Source organism: Halomonas pelophila (genome assembly GCF_040196315.1).
Taxonomy (GTDB): Bacteria; Pseudomonadota; Gammaproteobacteria; order Pseudomonadales; family Halomonadaceae; genus Halomonas; species Halomonas pelophila.
In genome coordinates this window covers 17,363-39,592 of sequence record NZ_JBEGCI010000014.1, presented here as the reverse complement: position 1 = coordinate 39,592, position 22,230 = coordinate 17,363, and the positions used below count along the sequence as shown (strand labels likewise).

Sequence of the window (22,230 nt, the reverse complement as noted above, 5' to 3'; positions counted from 1 at the left end):
CATGGATGGCAAAGGTAGCGCCCAAGGATGGGTTCACAGCGCCCTCGTGATGGTCCGGCACCCCGGGGCTTGTCGCCGGAAAGCCCTCAAACTTGGGAGTTCACAGCTCCCTCAGGCGTCCTCGTCGTGGATCTGGCCGGCCTGGTGGGCCAGGTCGTCGGCCTCGAAGCCGCCGAACACCGAGGCGCCCTGCTCGCCGCGCATCGCCAGGTGGCGAAAGCCGGCGAACAGCTCGCGACCGAGCCCCACATGATGGGAAGCCAGCTCGCCGACGCGCCGCTCGCGCGCGGCCCACGCCTGAGCGTCGAGCTTGACCTCGAGGCGGCCGCTGTCGGCGTCCAGGCGCACGACGTCGCCGTCTCTGAGCTTCGCCAGCGGGCCGCCGTCCAGCGCCTCGGGGCTCATGTGGATGGCCGCCGGCACCTTGCCGGAGGCGCCCGACATGCGTCCGTCGGTGACGAGAGCCACCCGGTAGCCGCGATCCTGCAACACGCCGAGGTAGGGGGTCAGCTTGTGCAGCTCCGGCATGCCGTTGGCCTTGGGGCCCTGGAAGCGCACCACGGCGATCACGTCGCGATCGAGCTCGCCGGCCTCGAAGGCCGCCTTCAGGTCGTTCTGATCCTCGAAGAGCCGGACCGGGGCCTCGACCAGGCGGTGCTCGGGCGCCACCGCCGAGACCTTGATCACCCCGCGCCCCAGATTGCCGTCGAGCACGGTGAGCCCGCCGGTGGGGGCGAAGGGATCATCGACGCCGCGCAGCACCTCGGTATCGAGGCTCTCGACGGGGCCCTCGCGCCAGGCGAGCCGGCCCTCCTCGAGGAAGGGTTCCCGGGTGTAGGCGGTGAGGTCGGTGCCGAACACCGTGGGGAGATCGGCATGGATCAGGCCGGCGCCGATCAGCTCGCGGAACAGGTAGCTCATGCCGCCGGCGGCCTGGAAGTGGTTGATGTCCGCCTGGCCGTTGGGATAGACCCGCATCAGGCTCGGCGTCACCGCGGAGAGCTCGGTGAAGTCGTCCCAGGTCAGGGTGATACCCGCCGCGGCGGCCATGGCGATCAGATGAAGGGTGTGGTTGGTGGAGCCGCCGGATGCCAGCAGGCCCACCACGGCGTTGACGATGGCGCGCTCGTCGATCTGTCGGTAGAAGGGGCGATAGGTGCCGCCGGGCTCGGTGTTGCGGATCGCCTGCTCGGTGGCGAAGCGAGTCAGCACCTCGCGCATCTCTGTGCCCGGGTTGACGAAGGAAGTGCCGGGCAGGTGGAGCCCCATCATCTCCATCATCAGCTGGTTGGAGTTGGCGGTGCCGTAGAAGGTGCAGGTGCCGGGGCTGTGGTAGGAGGCGGATTCGGCCTCCAGCAGGTCCTCGCGGCTCGCCTTGCCCTCGGCGAAGAGCTGGCGGATGCGCGCCTTCTCCTTGTTGGGCAGGCCGCTCGGCATGGGACCGGCGGGCACGAACATGGCCGGCAGGTGACCGAAGCGCGCCGCGGCGATGAACAGCCCCGGCACGATCTTGTCGCACACGCCGAGATACAGCGCGGCGTCGAACATGTTGTGGGAGAGCCCCACGGCGGTGGCCATGGCGATCACGTCCCGGGAGAACAGCGACAGCTCCATGCCCGGCTGGCCCTGGGTAACGCCGTCGCACATGGCGGGCACGCCGCCGGCGAACTGGGCGGTCCCGCCCATGGCGCGCGCCGCGGCCTTGATGGTCTCGGGGAAGGTCTCGAGCGGCTGGTGGGCCGAGAGCATGTCGTTGTAGGCCGAGATGATGCCCAGGTTGGCCGCGTTCATCAGCTTCAGGGCATCCTTGTCCTCGGCGCCGCAGGCGGCGAAGCCGTGGGCCAGGTTGCCGCAGGAGAGCTCGCCGCGATGCACGCCGCGGCGATGCTGGTCGGCCATGCGCGCCTCGTAGAGCGCCCGGCGCTCGGCGGAGCGTTCGCGGATGCGGCGGGTAACGTCGGCGACGGTGGCGTTGAGGGCGGGGGTTGCGCTGGCCATGGTACACCTCGGCTGTATTGATTTTGGTAAGTTTACCAATGATGGCGGCGATATACTGCCCAGCCTGGCCCCTGTGCCGGCAATATTGTGGTTTTCCTACCTCATAGCCCCAGCAGCCTGAGCAGCCAGCGCCGATGGGGCGGGTTCAGCAGCCCGATGGCGCTATGCCGCGACTGGATGAAGACGCTGCGCTGGTGGCTGAAGCGCAGGAAGCCGGCCTCGCCGTGGTAGGCGCCCATGCCGCTCTCGCCCACGCCGCCGAAGGGCAGGCCTGGCACGGCGCTATGCCACAGGGTGTCGTTGAAGACCACGCCGCCGGAGTGGGTCTCCTCCATCAGTCGTCGGCGCCGCGCCGGATCGTCGGTGAAGGCGTAGAGCGCCAGTGGACGCGGGCCCTCGGCGACCCGGGCCAGGGCGGCATCGAAGTCGCGCAGGCCGATCACCGGCAGCCAGGGGCCGAAGATCTCCTCGCGCATGATCGAAAGGCTCGCGGTGGGGTCGATCACCAGGGTCGGCGGCAGCTTCACGCCGTGGGTGAACTCCAGGCGCTCGCCGAACTCCATCACCCGGCAGCCGTGGTCGCGGGCCTCGGTGAGCATGCCCTCGAGCCGGGCGCGCGCCGCGTCGCCGGGCACCGCCGAATAGTCGTCGCTCGCCGTGCCCTTGGGATAGAACGCCGTGATCGCCTCGCCCAGCGCCTCGATGAAGGCCGGCAGTCGCGCGGCATCGATCAGCACGTGGTCCGGGGCGATGCAGGTCTGGCCGGCGTTGAGCCACTTGCCGAAGGCGATGCGCCGGGCGGCGTGGGTCAGGTCGGCGTCATCGGCAACGATGGCCGGCGTCTTGCCGCCGAGCTCCAGGGTGACCGGCGTCAGGTGGTCGGCGGCGACGCTCGCCACCTGCCGCCCGATCGAGGCGGGGCCGGTGAAGAGCAGGTGGTCGAAGGGCAGGGCGGAGAAGGCGCGACCGACCTCGGCGTCGCCCTCGACCACTGTCAGCTCCTCGGGGTCGAAGTAGCGCGCCGCCAGTCGTGCCATCAGCGCACCGGTGGTGGGGGCGTGCTCGCTGGGCTTGATCATCACCCGGTTGCCGGCGGCCAGGGCGTCCACCGCCGGCAGCAGCGCCAGCTGCCAGGGATAGTTGGCCGGGGCGATGATGCCCACCACGCCCAGCGGCTGGCGGTGCACGCGCGCTCGGGCGGGCGTCAGGCGCCAGGGCACGGCCGTCCTGTCGGGCTTCATCCAGCGCCTGAGGCGGCGGCGGGCATGGCGCACGGCCTGCAGCAGGGTGGCGATCTCCGCCAGGCGCGTCTCGGCCTCGGCGCGATGACCGAAGTCCTGGCGGATCGCGCGAACGATCTCGTCACGATGGTGGCGGGTCATGGTCGAAAGCCGCTGGAGGCGGTCACGTCGAACCGCTGCCGAGGGGTAGGGCTCGGCGGTGAAGGCGTGGCGCTGCTGTTCCAGGCGCGCCTGCGGTGCGCGGGCGTCGGCCATGCGCGTCTCCCTGTCAGTGATGGCGGTGAGTGGTGGCATCGGGGGGTGGGTCTGCGCACAATGTAGGCACAATGCCGGTGGCTTGTCAGCCGTCGGCCCCTCTTTCCCGGGAGGCCTCATGCCGGAACTGGTCCTGAGCGAATCGTCCGCCATCGAGGCGGTGCCGGCGGCGCGCTGGAACGCCCTGGTCGATGACGATCACCCCTTCCTGCGCCACGAGTTCCTGCATGCCCTGGAAGCCAGCGGCGCGGCGAGCCCTGCCACCGGTTGGGTGCCGCGCCACCTGACCCTCTGGCAGGGTGAGGCGCTGGTCGGGATCCTGCCCCATTATCACAAGCTTCACTCCTACGGGGAGTACGTCTTCGACTGGAGCTGGGCCGAGGCCTGGGAGCGCGTCGGCGGCGACTACTACCCCAAGGGGCTCTCGGCGATTCCCTTCACCCCGGCGCCGGGACCGCGCCTGGCCCTGGCGCCCCATGTCGACTCCCTGGCCGCGCGTCGGCTGCTGGCCCGGGCCTGGGAGGCAGGGGATCTCTCGAGCTGGCACCTGCTGTTTGCCGAGTCGGACGAGGTAGCGGCCTGGCGGGAGGCGCGCCCCGACCTGCTGGCCCGCCGGGGAGTGCAGTTCCAGTGGCAGGATGGCGGCTATGGCGACTTCGAGGGCTTTCTCGCCGCGCTGACCGCCAAGCGGCGCAAGACGATCCGGCGCGAGCGGCGCCTGGTGGCCGAGCAGGGCCTCACCCTGCACCGCCTGGAGGGGGAGGCCATCGACGCAGCGGCCATGGCACACTTCTTTCGCTGCTACGAGATCACCTACCTGGAGCGTGGCCGCCACGGCTATCTCGGCCTCGATTTCTTCGAGCGCCTGCGCCGCACCCTGCCCGAGTCGCTGCTGCTTATCCAGGCGCGTCTCGAGGGCCAGCCGGTGGCCGCCGCGCTCTGCCTGCAGGGCACGCGCACCCTTTACGGGCGCTACTGGGGCAGCGAGGTGGCCGCCGACTGCCTGCACTTCGAGGCCTGCTACTACCAAGGCATCGAGCACTGCCTCGCGCGGGGGCTGACTCTCTTCGATCCCGGCACCCAGGGCGAGCACAAGCTCGCCCGGGGCTTCGCGCCGCGTCGGCTCACCTCACTGCACCACATCGCCGACGCGCGTCTGCGCGACGGCGTCGCGCGCTTCTGCGCCGAGGAGCGCCGCCACGTCGAGGCCTACGTCGATGCGGCCGAGGCGGCGCTGCCGTTTCGCCGCGATTGATGCCGCGGCGTCGCGTCCATGGCCCTGCCGATGGACGATGAAACTGGCATAATGCCGCCATCGAATCCCTCGTGACGGAATCCCCTGCATGTTGAAGTGGCTGGCCATCGTGCTCACCCTGCTCATCGCCCTGCTGCAGTTCCGTCTGTGGCTCGGCGAGGGCGGCATCCGCGAGCTTCGCGAGGTGCGCCAGCGCGTCGACGTCCTGGAGGCCGAGAATAAGCCGCTGCGTGATCGCAATGCGCGGCTCGCCGCCGAGGTCGTGGACCTCAAGACCGGGCTGGATGCCATCGAGGAGCGGGCGCGCAGCGATATCGGCATGGTGCGCACCGACGAACAGTTCTTTTGGGTGCCCGGCGTCGCGGTGGACGCCAGCGGCCTCGAGATCAACGCCGGGCTGATCGGCCTGCCGGCCCCGGGCGCGGAGGCGCGCCCATGAGTACCCGGCTGTGGCTGGTGGTGCCCGCGGCGGGGCAGGGGCGCCGGATGGGCGCCGACCGCCCCAAGCAGTATCTGCCGCTGGCCGGCCGCCCGGTGCTGGCCTGCACCCTGGAGCGGCTGCACGCAGCGCTGCCCGCGGCGCGGCTCTGCCTCTGCCTGGATCCGGAGGACCCGTATTTCGACCCCGCCTGGGTGCCCTTCGCCGACTGGCGGCGAGCCCCCGGCGGCGCCGAGCGGGTCGACTCGGTGATCGCCGCCCTGGCGGCCATCGCCCCGGACGCCGCGGACGACGACCTGGTGCTGGTCCACGACGTGGCCCGGCCCTGCGTCACCGTCGACGACCTGTCGCGGCTGGTCACCGCCCTGGCCGATGATCCCGTGGGCGGGCTTCTGGCCGCGCCGGTCGCCGATACCATGAAGCGCGACGACGGCGCCGGGCGGGTGGCCACCACCGAGTCCCGCGAGGGGCTCTGGCACGCCCTCACCCCCCAGGGCTTTCGCTTCGGCCTGCTGCGTCGCGCCCTTCATGAGGCCCTTGCGCGGGACGTTCACGTCACGGACGAGGCCTCGGCGGTGGAGGCCGTCGGGCGGTCGCCGCGGCTGGTGGCCGGGCGTCGCGACAATCTGAAGATCACTCATCCCGAGGACCTGGCCCTGGCCGAGCTGGTGCTGTCCGCCCAGCAGCAGGCCGGCCAGGCTGCCTCCTCGACACCCGAGGCGCCCCCGACGGGGGCGAACAGCGCATGATGCGAATCGGCCATGGCTTCGACGTCCACCGCTTCGGCGAGGGCGATCACCTGATGATCGGCGGCGTCGCCATCCCCTTCGACCACGGCTTCGTGGCGCACTCCGACGGCGACGTGCTGCTGCACGCGATCTGCGATGCCCTGCTCGGCGCCTGCGGCCACGGCGACATCGGTCGCCACTTCCCCGATACCGACCCGGCCTGGGCCGGGGCCGACAGCCGGGCGCTGCTCCGCCATGTCGCTGGGCTGGTCGCCGAGGCCGGCTACCGGGTCGGCAACCTGGACGCCACGGTGCTCGCCCAGGCGCCGAAGCTCGCCCCCCACGTCGCCGGCATGGCCGAGCGCATCGCCGAGGACCTCGGCGTCGCGGTCGCCGCGATCAACGTCAAGGCCACCACCACCGAGCGGCTCGGCTTCACCGGCCGCGGCGAGGGCATCGCCGCCGAGGCGGTGGTGCTGCTGATGCGCCGCGACCGGGAGGCGGTCGATGAGTGAGTCCGCCTCAACACGCCCCGAGGATGCCATCGACTGGCCGCCGGCCTGGCCGCGGGTGCTGGACGACGCCTTCGGCCCGCCGCCGGCCGGCGATTACCGCGCCGCGCCTGAGGACTTCCGGGTCGAGGAGCTCCTCGACTTCGCCCCCGAGGGCGAGGGTGAGCACCTCTGGCTCTACATCGAGAAGCGCGACCTGACCACCGCCATGGTGGCGCGCGAGCTGGCGAGGCTCTGCGAGGTCTCACCCAGGGTGGTCGGCTATGCCGGCATGAAGGATCGCGTGGCCGTGACGCGCCAGTGGCTCTCGGTGCAGCTGCCGGGCCGTGAGGCCCCCGAGGGGCTTGTCGAGCAGCTTGCCGAGCGCGGCATCCGGGTGCTCGAGCAGGCCCGCCATCCTCGCAAGCTCAAGCGCGGCGTGCACCGCGCCAATCGCTTTGCGCTGCGCCTCACCGGGGCGGCGATGACGGATGCCGGGTTCGCGGCGCGTTGGGAGCGGCTGTGCCGCGAGGGGGTCGCCAACTACTTTGGGCCTCAGCGCTTCGGCACTCATGGCCGCAACCTGCAGCGCGCCCGCGCCGTGCTGGCGCGCGGCTGGCGCAAGCGCGACGACCGCGACGGCATGCTGCTCTCGGCGGCGCGCAGCTTCCTGTTCAACGAGCTGCTCGCCGCGCGCATCCGCGACGGCAGCTGGGCGACGCCGCTGCCGGGCGAGGTGGTGATGCTCGACGGCAGCGCCAGCCAGTTCGGCGTTGCGCCGGACGATCCCGAGGCGCTCGCCGAGCTTAGTGAGCGCGCCGCGCGGCTCGACCTGCATCCTGCCGGCGCCCTGTGGGGCGTCGGCGACTCCCGCGCCGCCGGCGAGGCGGGCGCCCACGAGGCCGCCGTGGTCGCGCGCTACCCGGGCCTCTGTGGCGGGCTCGAGCGGGCCGGCGTGCGCCTGGCCCGTCGGGCCCTGCGGCTGCGCCTCGGCGATGCGGAACTGACCCGCGGCGACGACGCCCTGTGGCTCTCGTTCAGCCTGCCCCGCGGCGCCTTCGCCACGGCCGTGCTGCGCGAGCTGATCGCCCATCCCACCCTCGACCCCGCGTCCCCCGACAGGAGTTCCTGATGCGCCGACTGCTGCTTTCCAATGACGACGGCGTCCACGCCCCGGGGCTTCGCGCCCTCTACGACGCCCTGCTGGCCCATGCCAAGCTGCGGGTGGTGGCGCCCGATCGCGACAAGAGCGGGGCGAGCAACTCGCTCACCCTGAGCCGGCCGCTGGCGCTGTCGTCGCTCGACAACGGCTTCTACAGCGTCGATGGCACCCCGGCGGACTGCGTCTACCTGGGCGTCAACGGCGTCTGGGACGAGCGCCCCGACCTCGTGATCTCGGGCATCAATCACGGTGGCAACCTGGGTGACGACGTGCTCTACTCCGGCACCGTGGCGGCCGCCATGGAGGGGCGCAACCTGGGCACGGCGGCCATCGCCATGTCGCTGGTCGGCCGGCACCATTTCGAGACCGCCGGGCGGGTGGCGGCGAGCCTGGTGGGCGCGGCCGACCGGCTCTCGCTGCCGCCGCGCAGCTTGCTCAACGTCAACGTGCCGGACCTGCCCTGGGACGAGCTGCGTGGCTTTCGGGTCACCCGCATGGGCTATCGCGGCCCGGCGGCGCGCCCCCTGGAGGTGCGCGATCCCCGCGGCCGGCTGCGCTACTGGATCGCCGCCGCGGGCGAGAACGCCGACGACGGCCCGGACACCGACTTTGCCGCCGTCGAGGCGGGCTATGTTTCCATCACGCCGCTGCAGACCGATCTGACCCGGCATGCAGCGCGCGACGACGTGCAGGATTGGCTGGATGCCCTCATCTGAACTGCTGCGCGGTGTCGGCATGACATCGCAGCGAACCCGGGACCGCATGGTGCGCCGCCTGGCCGATCAGGGCGTGCACGACCATCGGGTGCTGGAGGTCATGGCGCGCGAGCCGCGCCATCTGTTCCTCGACGAGGCCCTGTCGCATCGCGCCTACGAGGACACCTCGCTGCCCATCGGCCACGGCCAGACCCTCTCCCAGCCCTGGATGGTGGCGCGGATGACGGAGCTGGTGATCCAGGAGGCGCCGTCCCGGGTGCTGGAGGTCGGCACCGGTTCCGGCTACCAGACCCTGGTGCTGTCGCGGCTGGTCAAGGAACTCTGGTCGGTGGAACGGATCAATGCCCTGCACCGGCGCGCCGCCGAGCGGCTGCGTCTGCTCGAGGCGACCAACGCCCGGCTGCGCCTGGCCGATGGCGGCCACGGCTGGTCGGAGAAGGCGCCCTTCGACGTCATCCTGCTGACCGCCTGCGCCAGCGAGCTGCCCGGACCACTGCTCGCCCAGCTCGGCGAGGAGGGAGTGCTGATCACGCCGCTGGCCCAGCCGGACGGCCAGCAGTGGCTGACTCGCGTGCGCCGGCGCGGAGACGGCTTCGCCAGCGAACGGCTGGAGCCGGTGCGCTTCGTGCCCCTGCTGGAAGGCGTCATCCGGTGAACAGGGCGTCATTCGTTGAAAGGAGTCGGCTGTGAAGCGTCATTTCGGTATCTTTTTCAGGGGCGCCGGCATGGGGGCCGCCGATGCCGTCCCCGGCGTCTCCGGCGGCACCATCGCCTTCGTCACCGGCATCTACGAAGAGCTGATCCATACCATCAAGCAGTTCGGGCCCGGCGCCTTCGTGGCGTGGCGGCAGGGGGGGCTCGCGCGTCTGGCGGTGCACCTCAACCTGGCCTTCCTGCTGCCGCTGCTGGCCGGCATCCTGCTGAGCCTGTTCAGCGTGGCGCACCTGGTCGTCTGGCTGATCGACGACTACCCCCTGCTGCTCAACGGCTTCTTCTTCGGCCTGGTGGCCGCCTCCGCCCTGGTGGTCAGCCGCCATCCGGACGACTGGCGCTGGTGGCACCTGCTGCCGCTGGCCGTCGGCCTGCTGCTGGCCCACGGCCTGCCGTCGCTGATGCCGCTGGTCGCCCAGCTCGGCCACCCCGACCTGGTGCTGGTGGTGGGCGGTGCCATCGCCATCAGCGCGCTGCTGCTGCCCGGCGTGTCGGGCAGCTTCCTGCTGCTGACCATGGGGCTCTACGGCACGGTGATGGAGGGCATCCGCGGCTTCGATCTGGGGCTGATGGCGCTGTTTGGCGTGGGCTGTCTGATCGGCCTGTTCGGCTTCTCGCGGCTGCTCTCCTGGCTGCTGCGCCATCACCATACCGCCACCCTGCAGCTGCTGGTCGGCTTCATCATCGGCTCGCTGCCGGTACTCTGGCCGTGGCGCGAGCTGGTACGCTACCAGCTGGGTGCCGAGGGCCAGATGATTCCCCTCGACTATCGCTATCTGACCCCGGCCGACTTCGCCGAGCTGACCGGCGACCCCGCCCGACTGCTGGCGGTGGTCGCGCTGATGCTGGCCGGTGCCGCCCTGGTGCTGCTGCTCGGCTGGGCCAACCGCTCCACCGGCGCCGAGGCCGCGCGCCCGGCAGACCGCCGCGCGGCGGCCGCCGGACCCCGACAAGGTGCTGACAAGGAGGAAGGCTCCGATGCATAAGGTATTTCTGATTTCCGGACTGGCGCTGGCGCTGGCCGGCTGTGCCGCCCAGCAGGGCGAGAACGGGCCGGTCCAGGTCCGCGACCTCTCGGCCGCCCGGGCCGACTCGCGCCCCGCGCAGTACACCGTCGAGGCGGGGGACACGCTCTACGGCATCGCCTGGCGCCATGACATGGACTACCGCGACCTGGCGCGCCTCAACCGCATCGGTCCGCCCTATCGCATCGAGCCCGGCCAGACGCTGGCGCTCGGCGGCGACGGGGAGGGTGCCGCGGCGTCCGGCCAGGCCACCGCGCAGGGCGCTGCCACCGGTGGCGGTGTGGTGGCCACTGGCCTCGGCGGCGAGGCGTCGGGCAGCGGCGAGGATCTGGACTGGCTGATGCCCGACGAGAGCGCCATCGAGCGCAACCGTCGCCTGTCGGCCGAGCGCTCACAGCAGGACGGCGCAAGCGACGGGCCAGCCGATGCGAGCGCTGATGACGCCTCGGGCGCCGACCAGGGGCCGGGGCCGGTTTACAGCTACGACAGCCCCGGCGCGGATGGCGAGCTGAGCGAGCGCGACCTGGCCGAGCGGCGCGAGCGGGATGCCGCGGCGCAGGAGGGTGCCGCCGAGACAGAGGCCGCCGAGACCGCTCAAGGCGCTGGACAGGGTGCCGAGCAGACCGCCCAGGCATCTTCCGAGAACGGCGGCGAGGCCCCGGCGACCGCCGATCAGGGCGCCTCGGTCGCCGGCGAGCCCGCCTCTCCGGCGAGCACCGAGCGTCGCTACACCCCGGTGGAGGAGGTCCCCTGGCAGTGGCCCGCGCCCGGCGAGGTGGTCGGTCGTTTCGGCGAGGGCAGCAGCATCACCGCCGGCATTGATATCGCTGGTCAAAAGGGGCAGTCTGTCAAGGCAGCCGGGCCGGGGATCGTGGTCTACGCGGGCAGCGGCGTCAGGGGCTACGGCAATCTGATCCTGCTCAAGCACAACGACCAGTTCCTCAGCGCTTACGCCCACAATCAATCCCTGAGCGTCGAGGAGAACGATGTGGTCGAGGCCGGCGACGTCATCGCCACCATGGGTGACAGCGATGCCGAGGATGTCAGGCTGCACTTCGAGGTGCGCAAGGACGGCCAGCCTCAGGATCCTCTGGAGTATCTGCCGACGCGCTGACCCCCGATGGTCGGCGGCGGCCCACCCGAAGCAGAAGCTTCGGGGCATTCAACAATAATAATCTCGTGCGTCGATCGTCCGGCCATGGACCCACGACGCCCGGTCGCAACCATGGGGTAGGAATCGATGAGCATGCTTGAACGGGACCTTCAGGATGTGAATCTGGCGTCCGCCGACCCGGCGGACGAAGATACCGTCGAGGCGGAGGACGAACGCGAGGAGGTCGACGAGGAGGAAGAGGAGACGCTGAGTGGCGATGAAGACGCCTTCGAGAAGGCCCTGAGTCGCGAGGACCGCCACCACCGGCAGAGCCTCGATGCTACCCAGATCTATCTCAACGAGATCGGTTTCTCGCCGCTGCTGACGCCCGAGGAGGAGGTCTTCTTCGGGCGACTGGCCCGCAAGGGCGATCCGCTGGGCCGCTCGCGGATGATCGAATCCAACCTGCGCCTGGTGGTGAAGATCGCCCGTCGCTACCTCAATCGCGGCCTCACCCTGCTCGACCTCATCGAGGAGGGCAACCTCGGCCTGATCCGCGCCGTCGAGAAGTTCGACCCCGAGCGCGGCTTTCGCTTCTCGACCTACGCGACCTGGTGGATCCGCCAGACCATCGAGCGGGCGCTGATGAACCAGACCCGCACCATCCGGCTGCCGATCCACGTGGTCAAGGAGCTCAACATCTACCTGCGGGCGGCCCGCGAGCTGACCCAGAAGCTCGATCACGAGGCCACCGCCGAGGAGGTCGCCGAGCATCTCGACAAGCCGGTGGAGACCGTCAAGAAGATGATGGGCCTCAACGAGCGCGTTTCCTCCGTCGACTATCCGATGGGCAGCGAGAGCGACAAGCCGCTGATCGAGACCCTGGCCGACGACAACGACCAAGGCCCCGAGTCGACCCTGGTCGACGGCGACGTTCGCCAGCACGTCGACGAGTGGCTGGCCGAGCTCACCGAGAAGCAGATGGAGGTGGTGGTGCGCCGCTTCGGCCTGCGCGGCCACGAGGCTGCGACCCTCGAGCAGGTCGGCGAGGAGATCGGCCTGACCCGCGAGCGGGTGCGCCAGATCCAGGTGGAGGCCTTGAAGAAGCTGCGCCGCATGCTCGACAAGCAGGGCCTCTCGCTGGATGCCATCTTCGAGTGAGAGCGCAGGCGGCCCGCGCGACGCGGGCCGCCTCACGCCAGCGCCACGAGTCGGTTCGAGCCGTTTTGGGTAAGTCGATTCAACTACCTATAAGCCTTTTGGCGGAGTGAACCCTCTGCCATAACGCCCTATCCAGCGTCTTTTGCCATGAACTCCCCCGCCCGTTGAGGGATAATTGTGGCTTCACCTTTGGTGACCGACTCACTCGACGCGACAGGACTCCGACCATGGCCCGGCCGCTGATTGCCGACATCGACCTCGACGCCCTGCGTCACAACTACCGCCTCGCCCGTGATCGCGCTCCCGAAAGCCGCGCCGTGGCCGTGATCAAGGCCGACGCCTACGGTCACGGCGCACTGGCCTGTGCTCGCGCCCTCGAGGACCTGGCGCCGGCTTTCGCCGTGGCCTGCCTCGAGGAGGCCGAGACGCTGCGCGAGGGCGGTATCACCGCCCCCATCGTGCTGCTCGAGGGCATCTTCGAGGCCGCCGAGCTCGAGCGCGTCGAGGCGCTGGGACTGTGGATGGCGGTGCACGCCGACTGGCAGCTGGAGGCGCTGCTCGCCTATCGTCCCGCCCGCCCCATCCCGGTCTGGGTCAAGGTGGACTCGGGCATGCACCGCCTGGGCTTTCCGCCGGAGCAAGCCGAGGCGGTCTGGGCGCGCCTCGCCGCGGCGCCGCTGCACGTCTGCGACCTGCACCTGATGAGCCACTTCGCCACCGCCGATGCCCGTGAGAGCGGCTACTTCGAGCAGCAGCTCGGGCTGCTGGAGGCCCTGGCGGAGCGTCTCGGTGCCCCCACCTGCCTGGCCAACTCGCCCGCTACCCTGGCCTGGCCCGCCTCGCATGGCGCCTGGAATCGCCCGGGGGTGATGCTCTACGGCAGTGACCCGCTGGAGGCCGCCAACGCGACGAGCCTGCGCCTCGCGCCGGTGATGACCCTGCGCTCGGCGATCATCGCCGTGCGCGAGCTCGCCGCGGGAGAGCCGGTGGGCTATGGCGGCCGCTGGCGGGCGTCACGCCCCTCGCGGATCGGCGTGGTGGCCTGTGGCTACGGCGACGGCTACGACCGCCACGCGGTCGACGGTACCCCGGTGCTGGTGGAGGGAAGACGCACCGCGATCGCCGGCAAGGTCTCCATGGACATGCTGACGGTGGATCTCACCGAGATTCCCGAGGCCGATATCGGCAGCGAGGTGGTGCTCTGGGGCCGGGCGGCGAACGGCGAGGTGCTGTCGGTGGACGAGGTGGCCCGCCACTGCGACACCATCAGCTATACCCTGCTCACCGGGGTGCTGCCGAGGGTGCCCAGGCGCTATCATGGGGCGGACTGATCGCCGCACCACGGGAAGCCGCATGTCCACGGACGACACCACCAAGACCTCCTTCGCCCATCCGCGCTACTGGCCCACCTGGCTCGGCATCGGGGCCATGTACGCCGTGGCCTGGCTGCCCTGGCGGCTGAAGCTTTGGGTGGGCAAGGCCATCGGCCTGGCCGCCTGGCGCCTGGCCGGGCGCCGCCGGCACATCACCGAGACCAATATCCGGCTGTGCTTCCCGGAGCGCGATGCCGACCAGCAGGCCGCGCTCGTCCGGGAGAGCTTCATCGCCAACGGCATCGGCCTGGTCGAGACGGCCACCGGCTGGTGCCGGGATCACGAGCACCTGCGCCACCGGGTGATCTTCCGCGGGCAGGAGCACAGGGCGCGGCTGCAGGCGCAGGGCCGGGGCGCCTTGATCCTGGGGGTGCACTTCTCGACCCTCGACCTGGGGGCCGCCCTGCATGCGCTCTACTTTCGCGCCGACGCCGTGCAGCGCCCCCACGACAACCCGCTCTTCGACCGCTTCATGGCGCGCGCCCGGGCCCCGTATTTCGATGCGATCCTCGATCGTCACGACCTGCGCGGCGTGGTGCGTCGGATCAAGGCCGGCCATGCGGTCTGGTACTCGCCGGACCAGGACTTCGGCCGCGATGCCAGCGTCTTCGCGCCCTTCTTTGGCATCGAGGCGGCCACAGTGCGCATGACCGCCCGCATCGCGCGCATGACCGGAGCGCCGGTGATACCGCTGATCTTCCATCGCAATCCGGACGATCGCACCTACACCCTGGAGTACCTGCCGCCCCTCGAGGACTTCCCCAGCGGTGACGAGGTGGCCGATGCCGCCCGCGTCAACGCGGTGATCGAGGCGGCGATCCGCCGCCACCCGGAGCAGTACCTGTGGCTGCACCGGCGCTTCAAGACCCGCCCGCGCGGGGAGCCGAAGCTCTACTGAGGCGACGGTTGGCGGGGTGTCGGGCCGATAAGGGACTATACTGAATCGGCCAACGCCACCTCCGCCGACACCGGCCGACAGGCAGCGCGCCCGGAACCTCGGCCGCGGTGTAACCGGGCCACTTTTCGCACGCGATACCTCTCCCCCGACGCCAGACGATCATGGCCGTTCGCACGGTGCTTGTCCTTTTCTGCACCCCGGCTGCTGATCTGGCGCCCCTCACATGAGACGCCACGGGCTCGGGTGCTCTCTCGAGGAGTGTCTCGTCATGCCACGCTCAACCCTGATCGGTGTTTGCCTCGCGTCATCCCTGCTCGCATCCCCCGCCTGGGCCGCGCCCCAGGCCGATCGTGAGCCCGATGTCGCGTCCGCCCCCCAGGACATCACCTGCAGCGGGCCGGGATTCGACGACTCGGACGGCCTTGCGTTCCTGTCCGACCCGGCGGCCACCGCCGCTCAGCGCCGCAGCGCGATCCGGCTGCTCTTCACGACGACAGCGCACTATCGGATGAGAGACGGCCTGACCGACTACGAGTGATCCGAGCGCCGAACGACCCGAGGCGCCGGATCATGCGCTGCCTTGCGACCGGGCGAGTTGCCTGGCCACGAAGGCGGCCACCCGGGGCGTGCGGCCCGACGTGGCTCAGCCGCCCTGCCGTCCGGGCAGGGCGGCCGGCAGCCGGAGCCGGTGCAGGCCGTCGTCCAGGCGCGCCGCGACGAAGCGGCGGTCCAGCGGATGGCGCGCCGCCTGTGAGAGCGTCTCCACCACCCGATCGGCATGGGCTTGGAGGATCGCCAGATCCTCCGGCTCGGCGAACAGCGACAGGGTCTTCAGGGCCTTGAGCACGCCCAGGCCGATGCTCAGCTCCTGCCTGCCGTGCTGCAGGATGGGCTGGAAGAGTCGATAGAGCAGGCTCTCGAAGTCCTCCACCCGCCAGGTCACCCGGCAGGTGCCATCGCGATCGAAGAGCGCATCGCAGGGTTGCCACGCCAGGCGCCGGCGAAGCAGGTCGGTCAGGCGATGCAGGCAGAGCCGGGCTGTCCCGGGGTCGTTGATGCCCGGCGAGAGCGCCTTCAGGGCGACCTCCATCAGCTGTGTCATGCCGAAGACGTGATGCTCGGTGATCGCCTCGCCCTCCATGTAGACCAGGGTGTCACGCACTTCGTCGCACCAGGCGGCCGTTGGGGCTGTCGCGGCCTCCAGCGAGAGGATCGGCAGCCCTTCGACCACGTAGTCCCCGAAGCGGAAGTGCAGGTGCACCACGCCGTCGGCGCGCCGTGCCAGCTCGGCCAGCGCGGTGAGATCAGCATTCTGCAGGTAGCCGGCGCGGCGGGCGGCCACGGGATAGCGATCATGGCCCGACGCCGGGGCGACGGCGAGGATGCGCCACTCCTGGCCCTGCTGGCGGCGCTGCAGGGCATGCATGGAGGCAAGCGTAGTGCGGTGGAGGTCGGTGGCCACGGCGTCGATCTGGATCGACTGCGAGGCGTTGTGGATGAAGTAGACGAACAGCGCCAGGCAGTGGATGACCATGGCGCAGGCCAGGTAGATCGCCAGCGAGCGCCAGGTCGTCTCGCCCTCGGCGACGTCCGGCACCATCAGCAGCATCAGGATGAACAGGATGGTGCCCAGGTAGTGGCCCAGCACCCACTGGTGCGGGCGCTCCGAGACCAGTCCGAACACCAGCTTGTGGGAGAACTGCCCGCCGGCCTGGGAGAGCACCGACATCACCATGGAGAAGCTGAAGACCATCAGCGAGACCATGCCGCCGAGCAGGGCGGCGAGCAGCGCCTGGGTCTTCTCCGGCGCCTCGAGGCCGAGCAGCGTGAGCAGGGTCGGCAGCCGCTCGTCGGAGATCGGCAGCAGCAGGGCGGCGAGGCTCGCGAGGGCGTAGGTCACGGCCAGCAGGGTGGGCAGGTAGGCGATGCTCTGCCGGAAGGCCTTGAACAGGCGGATGGGCCAGGACAACGAGCGCTTCATGGGCGGCTCCTCGCGGGACGAGTCCCCTTATGGCCCGCCAGGGCGCCTGCGGCAACCCCTCCATCGCTCCCCACAATGCAAACCGCCCCCTGCCGGTGGGCGAGGGGGCGGTGAGTTCGCTTCGCGCGTCGATCAGGCGTCGATGCGCTTGTACTTCATGCGGTGCGGCGTGTCGTTGCCGACGCGCTTCTTGTGATCCGCCTCGTACTCGGTGTAGTTGCCCTCGAAGAACTCCACGTGGGACTCGCCCTCGAAGGCGAGGATGTGCGTGGCGATGCGGTCGAGGAACCAGCGGTCGTGGGAGATCACCAGGGCGCAGCCGGGGAAGGCCAGCAGCGCCTCCTCGAGGGCGCGCAGGGTCTCGATGTCCAGGTCGTTGGAGGGCTCATCGAGGAGCAGCACGTTGGCGCCCTGCTTCAGGGTCTGGGCCAGCTGCAGGCGACCGCGCTCGCCGCCGGAGAGCTCGTTCAGGCGCTTCTGCTGGTCGTTGCCCTTGAAGTTGAAGCGACCCACGTAGGCCCGCGAGGAGACCTCGTAGCCGTTGATGTTGAGGATGTCCTGGCCGTCGGAGACCGACTCCCACACCGTCTGCTTGTCATCGAGGGCGTCGCGCAGCTGCTCAACGTAGGCGATGTCGACGGTCTCGCCGATCACCACCTCGCCGCTATCGGGCTGTTCCTGGCCGGTGATCAGCTTGAACAGCGTCGACTTGCCGGCGCCGTTGCCGCCGACGATGCCGACGATGCCTCCCTTGGGGATGCTGAACGACAGGTTCTCGTAGAGCAGCTTTCCGTCGAAGGCCTTGGCCACGTCGTGGAACTCGATGACCTTGTCACCCAGGCGCGGTCCGGGCGGAATGTAGATCTCGTTGGTCTCGTTGCGCTTCTGGAAGTCGCCGGACTGCATCTCCTCGAAGCGGTTGAGGCGCGCCTTGCTCTTGGCCTGGCGGCCCTTGGCGTTGCTGCGCACCCACTCCAGCTCATGTTTGATGGCCTTGTTCTTGGAGGCCTCCTGCTTGGCCTCCTGCTCGAGGCGCTTCTCCTTGGCTTCCAGCCAGCCCGAGTAGTTGCCCTCGAAGGGGATGCCCTGGCCGCGGTCGAGCTCGAGGATCCAGCCCGCCACGTTGTCGAGGAAGTAGCGGTCGTGGGTGATGGCCACCACGGTGCCGCTGTAGTCGTGCAGGAAGCGCTCCAGCCAGGCCACCGATTCGGCGTCCAGGTGGTTGGTCGGCTCGTCGAGCAGCAGCATGTCGGGACCGGAGAGCAGCAGGCGGCACAGCGCCACGCGGCGACGCTCGCCCCCGGAGAGGTGACCCACGCGAGCCTCCCAGGCGGGCAGGCGCAGGGCCTCGGCCGCGACCTCGAGCTTGCGGTCGAGGTTGTGGGCGTCGGAGGCCTCGATGATGTTCTCCAGGCGCGCCTGCTCGGCGGCCAGGGCGTCGAAGTCGGCGTCCGGCTCGGCGTAGGCGGCGTAGACGGCGTCGAGCTGCTCCTGGGCGGCCTTGATCTCGCCCAGGGCCTCCTCCACGGTCTCGCGGACGTTCTTGTCGTCGTCGAGCTGGGGTTCCTGGGGCAGATAGCCGACGTTGATGCCCGGCATGGGGCGCGCCTCACCCTCGAACTCGGTGTCGACGCCGGCCATGATGCGCAGCAGGGTCGACTTGCCGGCGCCGTTGAGGCCCAGCACGCCGATCTTGGCGCCCGGGAAGAACGACAGCGAGATATCCTTGAGGATCTGCTTCTTGGGGGGCACGACCTTGCCCACCCGGTTCATGGTGTAGACGTATTGCGCCATGTAGAGCCACTTGGTTGGGGGATTTCGGTGGCCACGATGATAGAGCCCGGGGGCGGCAAAGGCCAGTCTCCCTGGGCCGCGGCGAGGGCTATCGACGTTAGCAGTGTCGCTCGGAGCTGATCCGTCGACAGGTCCCGGGGTGCCGGACCATCGAGGAGGCGCTGTGGACCCGTCCCTGGGCGCTACTTTTGCCCTGCGGCGCTCTCGCATCCTGCTTCGCTTGCAGGACCGGTGCTGGCCATCCATGGCCAGCCCGTTCGGAGGAATCCTCCTCACCCCTGGCAAAAGACCTTCTCTTCGACCTGCCCCCGACGCTCCTCGTCAAATGCAACTGCAATTGCCCCGGGCCGTGGCGAGGGCGTTACTCTTCCTCTTCCTCAAGGGCCCAGTCGTCCTCGATGGCGCGACGCAGGCGACGCTCCTCGATCAGCGCCTCCACGCGGCGGCGGGCCTGCAGGATCTCGGCGCGACTCGCGGGGCGCGCGTGAACGGCGTCGTCGTTGACCGCGCTCAGGTAGTCCTGGTCGTCGTCGAAGGGGGTATCGAGAAGGGGTTCATGGCTCATGCGAAGTCCTCCCATGGCCCGGGCCGAGGGCGAGAGCCGTCGGCACAGCGATCGATCGCTTCGCGTCCCCGAGATGGAACCTGAAGCGCCAGCGGCAATGCTCATTGCCTGCTGGCTATATATCGTCACGGCGGGAGGAGGGCAAGCCCCGGGCGGGATTTTTTCGCCGGCGCCTGGTGGCCCGTGGGGCGGCCCGAGGGAGCGGACCGCGGGGCGGCTCAGGAGAGGCCGTGCTCGGCCTTGAGCCGCTCGAGCTCCAGCTGAGCCTCGACGCGCTCGGTCACGTCCTTCTGCACGCCGATGTAGTAGTTGAGGTTGTCGTCCTCGTCGTGCACCGGCGTGATGGAGAGCTCGTTGTAGAAGAGCGTGCCGTCCTTCCTGTAGTTGCGCAGCACCTCGCGGCAGGGGCGTCCCTCCTGGATGGCGCGGCGAATGGCGTCGAGCCCGGGCTGGTCGCGATCCTCGTTCTGCAGGAAGCGGCAGTCCTGGTAGAGGATCTCGTCGGCGCTGTAGCCGGTGAGGCGCTCGAAGCCCTGGTTGACGTAGATCAGGATGTTCTCGTCGCCCTCCTGCTCGGCGACCACGATGCCATCCTCAGAGGCATCGACGATGCGTTCCAGCAGTTCCGGGCTGATCAGCGGGGATCGTTTCATGCAGGGGCTTCCTGTCGCGGTGCCCCGGCGCGCATCCAGGCGTCGGCAGGGGCGGGGATATTAGCAGTATCATGGCCAGCCGGCGGCCGGATTTCAACGCGCCTCTCGGCGCGACGATCACTCCACCTCGGGCAGGCGCTGCGCGCTGGCGGCGGCGGCCAGGCCCATCAGGGCCAGCACGGCCAGCAGGCCGGCGCTGCCGAGCCACTGGGCCAGCAGGCCGACGAGGCCACCCACGGCCAGCATCAGCACGCCGGTGAGCGTATTGGAGAGTGCCACATAGAGGGCCCGATTGTCGGCCCCGGCCATGTCGACGACATAGGTCTTGCGCCCCAGCCGCACGCCAGAGTGGACGATCACCAGCAGCGCATAGACCAGCGCATAGGGCCAGACGGTCTCGCTCCAGGCCCCGGGCAGCCAGGCGAAGGCCGCGCCGAGCAGGCAGCCGGCGGCGGTGCCGAGGCCGCCGTCGCGCATCACGCGTCGGCTCGAGGCGTCGGCGCGCTTGCCCCACACCGGGCTTGCCAGCATGCCAGCCAGCCCCGAGACCACGATCAGGATGCCCAGGCCACCGAGTTCGGCGCCGCTCTGCTGCTGGCCCAGCAGCGCCACGTAGGGCAGCGCCAGGGCGCTGGCCAGCAGCAGGGCGCGGGCGACATTGAAGTGCAGGAAGTCGCGATCGTCGCGCAGCAGGTGCAGGCCCGTCTTGACGCTGTCCCAGGCGTTCTCGCCGCCCTCCACGGTGCCCGGCACTTCCTCGATGCGCGCCGCGCAGAACGCATTGACGGCCCAGCCCAGCGCCGCGACGCCGAGCAGGGCGGCCAGCGCCAGCTCGCCGGGGCGGTCGCCGAGCAGGATCAGCACGCCGCCGGCGGCCAGAGTGACGCCCCCCGCCACGCTGCCGCTCCAGCCCATCAGGGTGCCGCGACGCTGCTTGGCGATGGTCTTGCCCAGCACGTCCTTGGTGGCGATCGACGAGATCCCCCGGGCCAGCGACAGTACCACCAGCGCCGCCAGCACCAGCGCCCCGCCGACGCTGCCCTGGCCGAACAGGGCCAGCAGCGCCAGCAGGCCGGCGGCGATCGCCTGGAGCACCCCGCCGAGCACCCAGGCCCACTTGCGTTCGGGCTGCAAGCGAATGAAGCCCGCGATGAATACCTGCGGGAGCAGCGCCCCGGCCTCGCGGATCGGTACCAGCAGGCCGACCATCCATAGCGGCGCGCCGATCATCCCCAGCAGCCAGGGCAGCACCAGCCGGGCGCTGGCGAGCTCATCGGCCAGCTTGTTGCCCAGCGAGGCGGCGAGGTGCAGGAAGAAGTTGCGCGGCTGCTCCCGGCAGGCCTCGTCGGGGATGTCCCGGCACATCCGGCTGTCCTCGTCGCCGGTGAGCCTCTCGTAGAGGCGGGTCTGGCTGATCTCGGGGGCCGCCATGCTCGCTCCTTTCGCCGTCGGTAATATACGACATTGTTGCGGCATCGCCGGCGCTTGTCACTCCGGCTAGCCGCGCACGCCGGCGGGACTCGCGGCCAGTTGCGCCTCGCGGCGCTCGCCGCGCGCCTGGGTGATCGGCGCCAGCAGCAGGGCGCCGACCAGGAACAGCCCCAGATAGCCGATCAGCGGATAGAAGAACGCCACCAGTTCGGTGAAGCCGACGAAGCTCGCCACGAAGCCCACCGCCAGCGTCGCCAGGCCGAAGCGCCGGGCGGCCGGGGTGCGCAGCGCCACGAAGCGGGCGATGAAGGCGTAGAACATGCTGGTGGCGGTGCTGAAGATCATGCCGAAGAGGATGAAGGACATCACCGTCGACAGCCACGGCGAGATGCCATCGATGATCGAGAGCATCGGCATGGCGTAGCCCGCGACCGCCTCGACCTGGGAGAACAGCGCCAGGTGGCTGGCCAGGATCAGTACCCCGATGCCCGCGCCGCCGAGCAGTCCGCCCCAGCTGGCGATGCGCTCATCCTCTTCGGCACCGCCCATCACCAGTGCCATGGCGGCGCCCACGGCGACATTGAACGACACGTAGTTGACCGCCGAGACCAGCCAGTGGGGCAGCGAGGAGGGCAGCGCCTCGGCCACCGGCGCCAGCTCGTCGAAGCCGCGCTCCATGGTGAACAGGCTATAGCCGCAGGCTGCCACCAGCGCCAGCACCAGCAAGGGGGTGATGCTGCCGATCATCGCCACCACCCGCTCGACGTCGAGCATGACCGTGAGGGCCACCAGCACCGTCATCAGCAGGCCACCCACGGCGGGGGGCAGGCCGAACTGCTGGTCGAGGATCGAGCCGGCACCGGCGAGCATCACCACGCCCACGCCGAACAGCGTGAAGATGATCACGTAGTCCACGATGCGCCCGATGTGGCGACCGCTGATCCGGTAGATCACGTCCCGATGGGAGCCGGTGCGGTGACGGCTGCCCAGCCGGGTCAGCATCATCCCCAGGTAGGCGAACAGCGCCGTGGCGACCGCCGCGGCGGCCGTTCCCCAATGGCCAAAGCTGGTGAAGTACTGCAGTACCTCCTGGCCCGAGGCGAAGCCCGCCCCCACGATGACGCCGATGAAAGCACTGGCCATCTTGAGTATTTTCCACATGATTCGCCGGATTCCTTGCTGAAGTAAGTCGATGGGTTGGTTTTTTCTTATAGGAAACGAGGTTTATTTTAAGACACGAGGTTTCGCCGAGTATCTTCG

At 70.0% G+C, this 22,230-nt stretch carries 21 protein-coding genes; 13 read left to right on the top strand and 8 right to left on the bottom strand.

Annotated elements, in window-relative coordinates; genetic code table 11:
- Window positions 1–111: 111 nt before the first annotated feature.
- Window positions 112–1,998, bottom strand: a complete 1,887-nt coding sequence (gene edd / locus ABE957_RS14900) for a phosphogluconate dehydratase (protein ID WP_349759451.1) — start codon at window positions 1,996–1,998, stop codon at window positions 112–114.
- 101 nt (window positions 1,999–2,099) lie between these two features.
- Window positions 2,100–3,494, bottom strand: a complete 1,395-nt coding sequence (locus ABE957_RS14895) for a coniferyl aldehyde dehydrogenase (RefSeq protein WP_349759450.1) — start codon at window positions 3,492–3,494, stop codon at window positions 2,100–2,102.
- Between the two features lie 118 nt (window positions 3,495–3,612).
- On the opposite strand from ABE957_RS14895, the gene ABE957_RS14890 reads away from it, so the two are divergent.
- From ABE957_RS14890 to ABE957_RS14830, 13 genes are all read left to right on the top strand, one after another.
- A complete protein-coding gene (locus ABE957_RS14890) occupies window positions 3,613–4,749 on the top strand; it encodes a GNAT family N-acetyltransferase (protein ID WP_349759449.1) in 1,137 nt (378 codons plus the stop codon).
- Between the two features lie 88 nt (window positions 4,750–4,837).
- Window positions 4,838–5,188: a cell division protein FtsB gene (gene ftsB / locus ABE957_RS14885; RefSeq protein WP_349759448.1), complete on the top strand. Its 351-nt coding sequence runs from the start codon at window positions 4,838–4,840 to the stop codon at window positions 5,186–5,188.
- The gene (gene ispD / locus ABE957_RS14880) at window positions 5,185–5,937 is read left to right on the top strand and encodes a 2-C-methyl-D-erythritol 4-phosphate cytidylyltransferase (protein ID WP_349759447.1); all 753 of its coding nucleotides are present in this window, start codon (window positions 5,185–5,187) and stop codon (window positions 5,935–5,937) included. Before ftsB ends, ispD begins: the two co-directional genes overlap by 4 nt.
- On the top strand, window positions 5,937–6,431 hold the full coding sequence (gene ispF, locus ABE957_RS14875; RefSeq protein ID WP_349759515.1) for a 2-C-methyl-D-erythritol 2,4-cyclodiphosphate synthase: 495 nt from the start codon (window positions 5,937–5,939) through the stop codon (window positions 6,429–6,431). The genes ispD and ispF overlap by 1 nt, the downstream gene beginning before the upstream one ends.
- Complete coding sequence (gene truD, locus ABE957_RS14870; RefSeq protein WP_349759446.1) at window positions 6,424–7,539, top strand: tRNA pseudouridine(13) synthase TruD; 1,116 nt, start codon at window positions 6,424–6,426, stop codon at window positions 7,537–7,539. The genes ispF and truD overlap by 8 nt, the downstream gene beginning before the upstream one ends.
- A complete protein-coding gene (surE, locus tag ABE957_RS14865) occupies window positions 7,539–8,285 on the top strand; it encodes a 5'/3'-nucleotidase SurE (protein WP_349759445.1) in 747 nt (248 codons plus the stop codon). The genes truD and surE overlap by 1 nt, the downstream gene beginning before the upstream one ends.
- Window positions 8,272–8,940, top strand: coding sequence for a protein-L-isoaspartate(D-aspartate) O-methyltransferase (locus tag ABE957_RS14860; protein WP_349759444.1), 669 nt, complete (start codon window positions 8,272–8,274; stop codon window positions 8,938–8,940). Before surE ends, ABE957_RS14860 begins: the two co-directional genes overlap by 14 nt.
- A 31-nt stretch (window positions 8,941–8,971) precedes the next feature.
- A complete protein-coding gene (locus tag ABE957_RS14855) occupies window positions 8,972–9,982 on the top strand; it encodes a DUF368 domain-containing protein (protein WP_349759443.1) in 1,011 nt (336 codons plus the stop codon).
- Window positions 9,975–11,135: a peptidoglycan DD-metalloendopeptidase family protein gene (locus ABE957_RS14850; RefSeq protein WP_349759442.1), complete on the top strand. Its 1,161-nt coding sequence runs from the start codon at window positions 9,975–9,977 to the stop codon at window positions 11,133–11,135. Before ABE957_RS14855 ends, ABE957_RS14850 begins: the two co-directional genes overlap by 8 nt.
- Before the next feature lie 126 nt (window positions 11,136–11,261).
- Window positions 11,262–12,275 (top strand): RNA polymerase sigma factor RpoS, encoded by a 1,014-nt coding sequence (gene rpoS, locus ABE957_RS14845; RefSeq protein ID WP_349759441.1) that lies wholly within the window; start codon window positions 11,262–11,264, stop codon window positions 12,273–12,275.
- Between the two features lie 227 nt (window positions 12,276–12,502).
- Window positions 12,503–13,606, top strand: a complete 1,104-nt coding sequence (alr, locus tag ABE957_RS14840) for an alanine racemase (RefSeq protein ID WP_349759440.1) — start codon at window positions 12,503–12,505, stop codon at window positions 13,604–13,606.
- A 22-nt stretch (window positions 13,607–13,628) separates the two neighbouring features.
- A complete protein-coding gene (gene lpxL / locus ABE957_RS14835) occupies window positions 13,629–14,546 on the top strand; it encodes an LpxL/LpxP family Kdo(2)-lipid IV(A) lauroyl/palmitoleoyl acyltransferase (RefSeq protein ID WP_349759438.1) in 918 nt (305 codons plus the stop codon).
- A 268-nt stretch (window positions 14,547–14,814) separates the two neighbouring features.
- Complete coding sequence (locus ABE957_RS14830; RefSeq protein WP_349759437.1) at window positions 14,815–15,084, top strand: hypothetical protein; 270 nt, start codon at window positions 14,815–14,817, stop codon at window positions 15,082–15,084.
- Between the two features lie 105 nt (window positions 15,085–15,189).
- Here the strand turns inward: ABE957_RS14830 and ABE957_RS14825 are convergent, their stop codons facing one another.
- The 6 genes from ABE957_RS14825 to ABE957_RS14800 all read right to left on the bottom strand — a co-directional run bounded on the left by ABE957_RS14825 (window position 15,190) and on the right by ABE957_RS14800 (window position 22,113).
- Entirely contained in the window at window positions 15,190–16,527 is a 1,338-nt protein-coding gene (locus ABE957_RS14825) for a DUF2254 domain-containing protein (RefSeq protein WP_349759436.1), read from the bottom strand.
- 132 nt (window positions 16,528–16,659) lie between these two features.
- Complete coding sequence (gene ettA / locus ABE957_RS14820) at window positions 16,660–18,321, bottom strand: energy-dependent translational throttle protein EttA (RefSeq protein ID WP_349759435.1); 1,662 nt, start codon at window positions 18,319–18,321, stop codon at window positions 16,660–16,662.
- 361 nt (window positions 18,322–18,682) lie between these two features.
- A complete protein-coding gene (locus tag ABE957_RS14815; protein WP_349759434.1) occupies window positions 18,683–18,886 on the bottom strand; it encodes a PA3496 family putative envelope integrity protein in 204 nt (67 codons plus the stop codon).
- A 218-nt stretch (window positions 18,887–19,104) separates the two neighbouring features.
- Window positions 19,105–19,539, bottom strand: a complete 435-nt coding sequence (locus ABE957_RS14810) for a PAS domain-containing protein (protein ID WP_349759433.1) — start codon at window positions 19,537–19,539, stop codon at window positions 19,105–19,107.
- 117 nt (window positions 19,540–19,656) lie between these two features.
- On the bottom strand, window positions 19,657–20,970 hold the full coding sequence (locus tag ABE957_RS14805) for an MFS transporter (protein WP_349759432.1): 1,314 nt from the start codon (window positions 20,968–20,970) through the stop codon (window positions 19,657–19,659).
- 66 nt (window positions 20,971–21,036) lie between these two features.
- Entirely contained in the window at window positions 21,037–22,113 is a 1,077-nt protein-coding gene (locus tag ABE957_RS14800; protein ID WP_349759431.1) for a YkvI family membrane protein, read from the bottom strand.
- Between the last annotated feature and the right edge of the window lie 117 nt (window positions 22,114–22,230).

Coding starts and splice junctions, on each gene's coding strand:
- truD (WP_349759446.1), top strand. CDS start 6,424: ATGAGTGAGTCCGCCTCAACACGCCCCGAGGATGCCATCGACTGGCCG.
- lpxL (WP_349759438.1), top strand. CDS start 13,629: ATGTCCACGGACGACACCACCAAGACCTCCTTCGCCCATCCGCGCTAC.
- ABE957_RS14850 (WP_349759442.1), top strand. CDS start 9,975: ATGCATAAGGTATTTCTGATTTCCGGACTGGCGCTGGCGCTGGCCGGC.
- ABE957_RS14805 (WP_349759432.1), bottom strand. CDS start 20,970: ATGGCGGCCCCCGAGATCAGCCAGACCCGCCTCTACGAGAGGCTCACC.
- ABE957_RS14895 (WP_349759450.1), bottom strand. CDS start 3,494: ATGGCCGACGCCCGCGCACCGCAGGCGCGCCTGGAACAGCAGCGCCAC.
- ispF (WP_349759515.1), top strand. CDS start 5,937: ATGCGAATCGGCCATGGCTTCGACGTCCACCGCTTCGGCGAGGGCGAT.
- ABE957_RS14830 (WP_349759437.1), top strand. CDS start 14,815: ATGCCACGCTCAACCCTGATCGGTGTTTGCCTCGCGTCATCCCTGCTC.
- ABE957_RS14890 (WP_349759449.1), top strand. CDS start 3,613: ATGCCGGAACTGGTCCTGAGCGAATCGTCCGCCATCGAGGCGGTGCCG.
- edd (WP_349759451.1), bottom strand. CDS start 1,998: ATGGCCAGCGCAACCCCCGCCCTCAACGCCACCGTCGCCGACGTTACC.
- ftsB (WP_349759448.1), top strand. CDS start 4,838: ATGTTGAAGTGGCTGGCCATCGTGCTCACCCTGCTCATCGCCCTGCTG.
- ABE957_RS14815 (WP_349759434.1), bottom strand. CDS start 18,886: ATGAGCCATGAACCCCTTCTCGATACCCCCTTCGACGACGACCAGGAC.
- ABE957_RS14860 (WP_349759444.1), top strand. CDS start 8,272: ATGCCCTCATCTGAACTGCTGCGCGGTGTCGGCATGACATCGCAGCGA.
- rpoS (WP_349759441.1), top strand. CDS start 11,262: ATGAGCATGCTTGAACGGGACCTTCAGGATGTGAATCTGGCGTCCGCC.
- ABE957_RS14810 (WP_349759433.1), bottom strand. CDS start 19,539: ATGAAACGATCCCCGCTGATCAGCCCGGAACTGCTGGAACGCATCGTC.
- surE (WP_349759445.1), top strand. CDS start 7,539: ATGCGCCGACTGCTGCTTTCCAATGACGACGGCGTCCACGCCCCGGGG.
- ABE957_RS14825 (WP_349759436.1), bottom strand. CDS start 16,527: ATGAAGCGCTCGTTGTCCTGGCCCATCCGCCTGTTCAAGGCCTTCCGG.
- ettA (WP_349759435.1), bottom strand. CDS start 18,321: ATGGCGCAATACGTCTACACCATGAACCGGGTGGGCAAGGTCGTGCCC.
- ABE957_RS14800 (WP_349759431.1), bottom strand. CDS start 22,113: ATGGCCAGTGCTTTCATCGGCGTCATCGTGGGGGCGGGCTTCGCCTCG.
- ispD (WP_349759447.1), top strand. CDS start 5,185: ATGAGTACCCGGCTGTGGCTGGTGGTGCCCGCGGCGGGGCAGGGGCGC.
- alr (WP_349759440.1), top strand. CDS start 12,503: ATGGCCCGGCCGCTGATTGCCGACATCGACCTCGACGCCCTGCGTCAC.